This window comes from Burkholderia sp. HAN2018, assembly GCF_024704855.1.
In the GTDB taxonomy this organism is placed as follows: Bacteria; Pseudomonadota; Gammaproteobacteria; order Burkholderiales; family Burkholderiaceae; genus Burkholderia; species Burkholderia cepacia.
The window spans coordinates 1-9,016 of the sequence record NZ_QOBB01000264.1; the positions used below are offsets into that span (position 1 = coordinate 1).

The 9,016-nt window shown below is 68.2% G+C and carries 9 protein-coding genes; all 9 read right to left on the bottom strand.

What is annotated here, in order from left to right; translation table 11 throughout:
• A partial coding sequence (locus DPV74_RS35875; RefSeq protein WP_119338906.1) for a sporulation protein occupies positions 1 to 555 on the bottom strand: 555 nt, incomplete at its 3' end.
• Positions 556 to 584: 29 nt separating this feature from the next.
• Complete coding sequence (gene folC / locus DPV74_RS35880) at positions 585 to 1,895, bottom strand: bifunctional tetrahydrofolate synthase/dihydrofolate synthase (protein WP_021158730.1); 1,311 nt, start codon at positions 1,893 to 1,895, stop codon at positions 585 to 587.
• Positions 1,896 to 1,995: 100 nt separating this feature from the next.
• Complete coding sequence (accD, locus tag DPV74_RS35885) at positions 1,996 to 2,868, bottom strand: acetyl-CoA carboxylase, carboxyltransferase subunit beta (RefSeq protein WP_021158729.1); 873 nt, start codon at positions 2,866 to 2,868, stop codon at positions 1,996 to 1,998.
• 64 nt (positions 2,869 to 2,932) lie between these two features.
• Positions 2,933 to 3,748, bottom strand: coding sequence for a tryptophan synthase subunit alpha (trpA, locus tag DPV74_RS35890; RefSeq protein WP_027791147.1), 816 nt, complete (start codon positions 3,746 to 3,748; stop codon positions 2,933 to 2,935).
• 40 nt (positions 3,749 to 3,788) lie between these two features.
• Positions 3,789 to 4,640 (bottom strand): site-specific DNA-methyltransferase, encoded by an 852-nt coding sequence (locus DPV74_RS35895; RefSeq protein WP_060373006.1) that lies wholly within the window; start codon positions 4,638 to 4,640, stop codon positions 3,789 to 3,791.
• Positions 4,641 to 4,649: 9 nt separating this feature from the next.
• Entirely contained in the window at positions 4,650 to 5,843 is a 1,194-nt protein-coding gene (gene trpB / locus DPV74_RS35900) for a tryptophan synthase subunit beta (RefSeq protein WP_027791145.1), read from the bottom strand.
• 55 nt (positions 5,844 to 5,898) lie between these two features.
• Positions 5,899 to 6,600 carry a phosphoribosylanthranilate isomerase gene (locus tag DPV74_RS35905; protein ID WP_027791144.1) on the bottom strand — a complete coding sequence of 234 codons (702 nt, stop codon included), beginning with the start codon at positions 6,598 to 6,600 and terminating at the stop codon, positions 5,899 to 5,901.
• Positions 6,597 to 7,409: a tRNA pseudouridine(38-40) synthase TruA gene (truA, locus tag DPV74_RS35910; protein WP_027791143.1), complete on the bottom strand. Its 813-nt coding sequence runs from the start codon at positions 7,407 to 7,409 to the stop codon at positions 6,597 to 6,599. Before truA ends, DPV74_RS35905 begins: the two co-directional genes overlap by 4 nt.
• A partial coding sequence (locus tag DPV74_RS35915) for a FimV/HubP family polar landmark protein (protein ID WP_119338907.1) occupies positions 7,409 to 9,016 on the bottom strand: 1,608 nt, incomplete at its 5' end. The genes DPV74_RS35915 and truA, both read right to left, overlap by 1 nt.

Here is a 9,016-nt window from a genome sequence, read left to right on the forward strand (position 1 = left end):
GGCCGCGGGTGCGGGCTTCGGCGCAGCCGGCTTCGCCGCGGGCGCAGCCGGTTTCGGCGCAGGCTTCGGCGGCGTCACGCTCGCCGTGGTCGTGGTATCGGGTTTCGCGGCCGGCCTGGCGGCATCCTTCGGCGCGGGCGCCGGTGCGGCCGCAACGGCCGTGTCGGATGCCGGCGGTTCGTCATGCGCGACGCCGGCCTGCACGTCGGACACATCGTCGTCGCGCGGCGCGACCGCCTGGTGCGCGGGCCGGTTCGGGATGTCGATCGCGATGTCGTCGGTGACCGGCTTCGGGTGCGAATCGAGCACCATCGGCAGCACGATCACCGCGGCGACGACGAGCGCGATCGCGCCGACGAGGCGACGGCGCGCACGTTGCTTTTCTGGAAGGGTCGGATCGAGGAGCAGTGCGTCCGATTCCGGACGCTCGGTGCGGCGCGAGCGTCGCTCGACGCGTTCAGTGCGCTCCGTGCGCACGTTCCGGGAGGCCCCGGTGCGACCGCCGCGCCGCGGGGGCGCGTCGTCGTCTTTCTTGCCGAACGAGAAAATTCCCATGAATGGCTGAGTCCGAAACTGCCCGTCAGTCAGTGTTGCTGCGATTTACGGTAGGCCAGCACGCCGGCAACCGTATGGAAACTGCCGAAAACCACGATTCTATCATTCTCGGATGCTCTTTTTAGTGCATCGCGAAACGCTTCGGCGGGCGACGTGTAACGCGTGACGCTCGAATCGGGCCCCTCCTCCACGCCGGCCTTGCGCAGCGCGGCTTCGAGCTGCTCGGCCGTGGCCGCACGCGGCAGCGGCAGATCGGTCACGCACCAGTGGTCGATCTCGCCCTTCAGGTGCTGCAGCACGCCGTCGATGTCCTTGTCGTGCATCGCGCCGAACACCGCGTACGTGTACGGGAAGAAACCCATGTTGCCGAGGTTCTGCTCGAGCACGGCCGATGCATGCGGGTTGTGCGCGACGTCGAGCACGATCGCCGGCTTGCCGGGCAGCACCTGGAAGCGCCCCGGCAGTTCGACGTTCGCGAGGCCGAGCCGGATGTCCTGCGCCGACACCGGCAGCACCGGGCGCAGCGCCTCGAGCGCGGCGAGCGCGGCCGATGCATTGATCAGCTGATTCGCGCCGCGCAGCGCCGGGTACGCCAGCGCCGGATAGCGCTTCTCGCGACCGAGGTAGCTCCACTGCTGGCGCTCCGCGCCTGCCTGCGCCTCGTAGCGGAAATCGCGGCCGACGAGCCACAGGTCGGCGCCGATTGCTTCCGCGTGGTCGATCAGCGTTTGCGGCGCGGCCGGATCGCCGCAGATCGCCGGCTTGCCGGCACGGAAGATCCCGGCCTTCTCGAACGCGATCTTCTCGCGCGTGTCGCCGAGGTATTCGGTGTGATCGATGTCGATGCTCGTGACGATCGCGCAATCGGTATCGATGATGTTGACCGCGTCGAGCCGGCCGCCGAGGCCGACTTCGAGGATCACCGCGTCCAGCCCGCGCGACGCGAACAAGTGCAGGATCGCGAGCGTCGTGAATTCGAAGTACGTGAGCGACACGGGCTCGGGCAACGACGTGCGTGCAGCTTCGACGGCCTCGAAGTGCGGCAGCAGTTCGTCATCGGTGACATTCTGCCCGTTCACGCGCGCGCGCTCGTTGAATTCGAGCAGGTGCGGCGACGTGTGGCAGCCGACCTTGTAGCCCGCGCGCACGAGGATCGTCTCGAGGAACGCGCAGGTCGAGCCCTTGCCGTTCGTGCCGCCGACGGTAATGACGGGGCACGCGAATTCGAGCTGCAGCGCCGCCTTGACCTGCCCGATGCGGGTCAGGCCCATGTCGATGCCGACCGGGTGCGCGCGTTCGAGATGCGAAAGCCACGCGTCGAGAGTGGGAAAAGTGCTCATCGGTTCAAATCTGGATCGGTACCGCCACTACGCCAAAAAACGAAGCGCGTCGCCTGACGCGGAAGCCAGGCGACGCGCAGAGTTCACAACCTTGCGCCGGTCAAGCCAGCGCGTCGGCCGGCTGTCGCTGCAGCAGCGCGAGCAGTTGCGCGATCTCGTCGCGCATCTTGCGACGGTCGACGATCATGTCGATCGCGCCCGTCTTGATCAGGAATTCGGCGCGCTGGAAGCCTTCCGGCAGCTTCTCGCGGACCGTCTGCTCGATCACGCGCGGGCCGGCGAAGCCGATCAGCGCCTTCGGTTCGGCGATCACGACGTCGCCGAGGAATGCAAAGCTCGCCGACACGCCACCCATCGTCGGGTCGGTCAGCACCGAAATGAACGGCAGCTTCGCTTCGGCCAGCTTGGTCAGCATCGCGGTGGTTTTCGCCATCTGCATCAGCGACAGCAGGCTTTCCTGCATCCGTGCACCGCCCGAAGCGGTGAAGCAGATGAACGGCACCTGCTGTTCGAGCGCGTTCTGCGCGCCGCGTGCGAAGCGCTCGCCGACTACCGAGCCCATCGAGCCGCCCATGAACGAGAATTCGAAGCAGGCCGCGACCACCGGCAGCGTGTGGATCGCACCGCCCATCACGACCATCGCGTCGGTCTCGCCCGTGTCGTCCATCGCTTCCTTCAGACGATCGGGGTACTTGCGGCTGTCCTTGAACTTCAGCGTGTCGACCGGCACGACTTCCTGACCGATTTCATAACGGCCTTCCGGATCGAGCAGCCCGTCGAGGCGCTCACGCGCACCGATGCGCATGTGGTGATCGCACTTCGGGCACACGTGCAGGTTCGCGTCCACGTCGTTGCGGTACAGCACGGCCTCGCAGGACGGGCACTTGACCCACAGGCCTTCCGGAATGCCCTTGCGGCTTTTCGGGTCGGTCTGCTTGATCTTCGGCGGCAACAGTTTGTCGAGCCAGCTCATCGTATGGTTTCCTGTTCCGTGGCGGGCCGGGCCGACCGGCCCGTTCCCGCTTCCTGTGTTGTGTTTATCGCGCCGTCTTGCCCGCGCCGTCCAGGGCGGCGCGCAGCTCGGCAATGAAAGTCTTCAGCGCGGCGGCGGCACCCTCCGGCGCAGCGCTTTCGAGCAGCTGCACGAGGCGGCTGCCGATCACGACCGCGTCCGACACCTCGGCCACCGCGCGCGCCGTTTCGGCGTCGCGGATACCGAAGCCGACGCCGACCGGAACCGGCACGCGCGACTTGATGGCCGGGATTTTACCCGCAATGCTCGAAACATCCAGATTTCCTGCGCCGGTCACGCCCTTGAGCGACACGTAATACACGTAGCCGCTCGCGATCTTGCCGACGTCGGCGATACGTTCGTCGGTCGACGTGGGCGCGAGCAGGAAGATCGGATCGATCTGCGCGGCGCGCATTTTCTCGGCGAACACGCCCGCCTCTTCCGGCGGATAGTCGACGACGAGCACGCCGTCGACACCGGCCGCCTGCGCTTCGGCCGCGAACGCGTCGACGCCCATTCGTTCGATCGGGTTCGCATAACCCATCAGCACGACGGGCGTTTTGGGGTCGGTTTCGCGAAAGCGCTTCACGTCGGCAAGCACGCTTTTCAGCGTGACGCCGCGCGCGAGCGCGCGTTCCGACGAGCGCTGGATCACGGGGCCGTCGGCCATCGGGTCCGAGAACGGCACGCCGAGTTCGATCACGTCCGCGCCGCCTTCGGCGAGCGCGTGCATGAATTCGACGGTTTTCGCGGGATCGGGATCGCCGGCCGTGATGAACGGGATCAGGCCCTTACGGCCTTGTTCGGCGAGCGCGGCGAAGGTTTGCTGAATACGGGACATGGCAATTTTCCTCAATGCTTCGGCGAGGCGGCGGCGCGATTCACGCGCACGCCGGCACAGCGAGCGCGCTCACGCGCTCGTGCGCGATCGCACAATAGCTTTCGTTGATCTCGTAGCCGACGAAGTCGCGCCCCTGCCGTGCGCAGGCCACCGCGGTCGTGCCGCTGCCCATGAACGGATCGAGCACGCGGCCGCCCGGCGGGCAGCTTGCGAGCACCATCCGCTCGATGATTTCCAGCGGCTTCTGGGTCGGATGATCGACGCGCTCCGCGTGCTGCCGGTGCAGGCGCGAGACCGACCAGACGTCCTTCGGGTTGTAGCCCATCTCCAGCCACTTGCTGCCTTCGAACAGCTTGCGCGAGCGGGCCTTCTTCGTGTCGGCGTCGTACGGGATGCGGACCGGATCGAGATCGAAGTAATACGCCCTGGAAACCGCGAAAAAGCCGATGTTGTCGTGCACCGACGTGAAGCGGCGCGTCGTGCCGCCCATGCTCGGCACGCGCCGGTCCCAGATGATCTCGTTGACCATCGTGAGCTGCGTCTTCAGGAAACTGAAGATTTCCGGCGCGTACTGCCACGTGCAGAAGATGTACATCGACCCGCTCGGCTTCAGCTTCGGAATCGCGAGCTCGAGCCACTCGCGCGTCCACGCGAGAAAGTCGTCGCCCGAACGCTTGTCCGAGTCGTTGCCGTAGTCCTTGCCGAGCCCGTACGGCGGATCGGCGACGATCAGGTCGATCGACGCGTCCGGCAGGTGCGCGGCATCGGTCAGGAAATCGCGGTTGTGCAGTTCGATCCCGGACGGCAGCGCGCGCGGCACGGCGGCGGCGGGCTGAACCGCCCCCGCCTCGCTCGCGGCACCGCCGCCCGGTTCTTCGATCAGGTCACGCATCGGTCGGGGTCAGAGCTCGATGCCCGATCGCTCGGCGACCGTGTGCATGTCCTTGTCGCCACGGCCCGACAGGTTGACGAGCAGGATCTTGTCCTTCGGCAACGTCGGCGCGAGCTTCACGCCATATGCGATCGCGTGGCTCGACTCGAGCGCGGGAATGATCCCCTCGATCCGGCAGCAGTCGTGGAACGCCTTCAGCGCTTCCTCGTCGGTAATGCCGACGTACTGTGCGCGGCCGCTGTCCTTCAGCCATGCGTGCTCGGGACCGACGCCCGGATAGTCGAGGCCCGCCGACACCGAATGCGTCTCGATGATCTGGCCGTTGTCGTCCTGCAGCAGGTAGGTACGGTTGCCGTGCAGCACGCCCGGGCTGCCGGCGATCAGCGACGCCGCGTGATGCCCCGTGTCGAGGCCGTCGCCGGCCGCTTCGACGCCGATCAGCTGCACCGACGTGTCGTCGATGTACGGGTAGAAGATGCCCATCGCGTTCGAGCCGCCGCCGACGCAGGCGATCACCGCGTCCGGCTGCCGGCCCGCGAGTTCGGGCATCTGCACCTTGCACTCGTCGCCGATCACGCGCTGGAAGTCGCGCACCATCATCGGGTACGGGTGCGGGCCCGCGACCGTGCCGATGATGTAGAACGTGCTTTCGATGTTCGTGACCCAGTCGCGCATCGCTTCGTTCAGCGCGTCCTTCAGCGTGCGCGAACCCGATTCGACCGGCACGACCGTAGCTCCAAGCAGCTTCATCCGGTAGACGTTCGCGGCCTGGCGGCGCACGTCTTCCGAGCCCATGTAGACGACACACTCCATCCCGAAGCGGGCGCAGATCGTCGCGGTCGCGACGCCGTGCTGGCCGGCGCCCGTCTCGGCGATCACGCGCTTCTTGCCCATGCGCTTCGCGAGCAGCGCCTGGCCGATCACGTTGTTGATCTTGTGCGCGCCCGTGTGGTTCAGGTCTTCGCGCTTCAGGTAGATCTGCGCGCCGCCGAGCGTCTCGCTCCAGCGCTGCGCGTGATAGATCGGCGACGGGCGGCCGACGAAATGCTTCAGCTCGCGCTCGAATTCGGCGACGAAATCGGGATCGTTCTGGAATTTTTCATACGCCGCGCGCAGTTCGTCCAGCGCGTGAATCAGCGTCTCGGCAACGAACACGCCGCCATACGGGCCAAAGTGGCCGCGGTCATCAGGAAGGTTGTACATGGTGTCTCTCTCGATCGGTCGGGGCGCCCCGCTTTCGGGGCCGCGCCGGCTTGCATCACCCGGCGTCCGCTTCGCGCACCGCGCGTACGAACGCCGCCATCCGGGCGTGATCCTTCACGCCCTTCGCGCCCTCCACTTCGATGCCACTCGAGACATCGACAGCAAACGGGCGCAACTGGCGAATCGCATCACCGACGTTTTGCGCGCTCAAGCCACCACTCAAAACGGCCCGATGCGCGAGCTCTGCGGGAATAAGAGACCAATCGAAGACCTTGCCGCTACCGCCGTAATCCGGCACCAGGGTGTCGAACAGGAGGCCGCGCGCTTTCGAATAATGAAGTGCCGATTCTACCAAATCGGCCGGCTGCGTCGAGGGGCCGACGCGCACCGCGCGCAACCACGGCAGGCGTGCCGCGCGGCCGAGGGCATCGCACTGCCCGGGTGTCTCGTCGCCATGGAACTGCAGCAGCGTGAGCGGCACGTCGCGCACGACGGCCTCGATCTCGGCTTCGGTCGCATTCACGAACAGCCCGACCACCGACACGAACGGCGGCGCGAGGCGCGCCAGCTCGGCCGCCTGCGCGATCGTCACCGCGCGCGGGCTCTTCGGGTAGAACACGAGACCGATCGCGTCGGCGCCGAGCGCCGCCGCGTGCAGCACGTCCTCGGGGCGCGACAGCCCGCACAGCTTGATGCGCGTGCGCGGCGGCAGGCCGGCCGCGGCGGGAGTCGAAGGAGACACGGCGTGATCCGTCATGGTTGAGGGTCCAGGTCGGCCCAGACGCTGCTCCACGGCACGCTGCCGAGCTGCGCGGGCGGGACGGCGAATTCCGCCGGGTAGCCGACGTGGGCGAGGTACAGCCCGTCGGCCATGAACGTGGGCGCCGCGAGATTACGGTCGCGCCCGGCCAGCACGTCGGCAAGCCAGTCGGCCGGATAGCGGCCGCGACCGACCGCGACGAGGCAGCCCATCAGGTTGCGCACCATGTGGTGCAGGAACGCGTTGGCGCGGAACCGGAAATGAATGAAATGGCCCACGCGCCGCACGTCGATCTGGTACAGGTGTTTGACCGGCGTCTTCGACTGGCATTCCGACGACCGGAACGACGAGAAGTCGTGCTCGCCGATCAGGTGCGCGGCGGCGGCGCGCATCGCGTCGTCGTCGAGCGGCGTATGGATCCAGCCCGCGCGCCCCGCCAGCATCGGCGAGCGCACGGGATGCACGTACAGCGCGTAGTAGTAGGTGCGCTCGAACGCCGAGAAACGCGCGTGAAACGTCTCCGGCATCGGCTTCGCCCATTGCACCGCCACGGTCGGCGGCAGGAACGCGTTGGTCCCGCGCACCCACGAGAACACCTCGCGATCCAGGTCGGTATCGAAATGCACGACCTGCCCGAGCCCGTGCACGCCCGTGTCGGTTCGCCCGGCCACCGTCGTATGCAGCGGCACGCGCGCGAACTCGGCCAGCGCGTGCTCGAGCCGATCCTGCACGGTCTTGCCGTGCGGCTGCGCCTGCCAGCCGCAGAACGCCGCGCCATCGTACTGAATGCCGAGCGCGATCCGCATCACGCCTCGTCCGCCAGTTTCGCGAGCAGCGCACGCGCATCGTCGCGCGTCGCGGTGTCGTTCGCGTCGACCACTTCCTGCAGCAGCGTCCGTGCGCCGGACAGGTCGCCCAGCTCGACGTATTCGGTCGCGAGGTCGAGCTTGTTGCGCGCGATGCGGGCAAGTTCGTCCGGCGTCAGCGCCGGCAACGCGGCGCCCGGCGTCGACGGCAGGTCCAGATCGAAGTCGAGCTTCAGTGCGCCGAACTGCGCGCCGCCGAGCGGCGGCAGCGACGACGTCGCGAACGGGCTACCCGCCTGGCCGGCTGGCGTCGCCGCGTCCGGATCCCAATCGAACTCGTCGTCCTGGTCGGCCGGATGTTCGGGGGCCGGATCGATCGCGCCAATCGGAAGGCGTTGGTCGGCTTGACCGTTAGTTGCGACTTTATCGGTGTCGGACTGCCTTGCCTGCGCGGCAGACTCGTCCGTCGCCAGCGACGGCTCGTCCTGCGTGCGCGGCGGCAGCGGCATGTCGAGGCTGTTGAGCGCGCTGATCGCGTTCTGCATCAGCGCCTCGTGCTGCGTTTCGGCGGCCGCGGAGGCGATCGGCGTCTCGGCAGGCTGTTCCGCGGGCTGTTCGGCAGCGATCTTCTCTACCGGCTCTGTATCGTGCGGAGCCGGAGCCGCCTCGCTCGCGGTCGGCACTACGGCGTGCGCGGCCGGCAATTCGGGCTGCTCGTCATGCGGCGGCACCACTTCCGGCGCCGACGGCACATCCGTATCAAGCGTCTCGGCCGTCTCCGCCGCTGCGGCAGTGGCCGCGGCAAGGCTCAAATCGGAAGCCGCGTCGCGTGCGACCGGCATCTCGGGCCGGATCGGCAGTTCCGGCTCGACGGACGGCGCGGCTTCGGTTTCTGCCGCCGCAGCCGCGGACCCGCCCGCGACGACCGCAGCAGCCGTCGCGCTCGTACCCGCATCACCCGTTTCTTCCGCGCGCCGGCCCTTCCGGCGCTTGCGCCACGCAAAACCTGCGGCGAGGACGATCACGGCCGCACCGGCCACCGCGGCCGGACGCCAGTCCATCTGCCCGGTACTGCGCGCAGGTGCCGCCACCGGCGCGGCCGGTTGCGCGGGCGCCGATACCGATGCCGGCTGCGCTGCGCCGGCAGCAACGCCGGACGCGGCTTCACTTGCCGCCGGCGCGGCAGCGGATGCGCCCGTATCGTTCGCGGCCGGACGCGGTGCGACAGGTGCCGGCACGGGCGCCGGCGCGACCTCGTTCGTCGTGGCCGGCTTGCCGATGCCGTGCTTCTGCAACTCCATCAGCACGCGGTTCTTCAGCGCCAGCAGTTGCTGCAGGCTCGACGGCCGCGGCTGCGACGCGCCCGTCGCAGGCGCAGCCGCGGCCGGTTCGTTCATGCCCGAAACCTGGCTGCCCGCAACAGGCGGAAGCGCGGCACCGCTCGCGGACGACGGCACCGACTGGATCGCACCGCTCCACACATGCGGACCGCTTGCACCGGCAACGGGCGCCGCCGGCTGCACGCTTTCGACGGCCGATGCGCCGTGTGCCGCGGAAGCGCCGAGCGACGCCGCCGCACCGGCGGCCGTCGCGACGCTCGCGCCGCT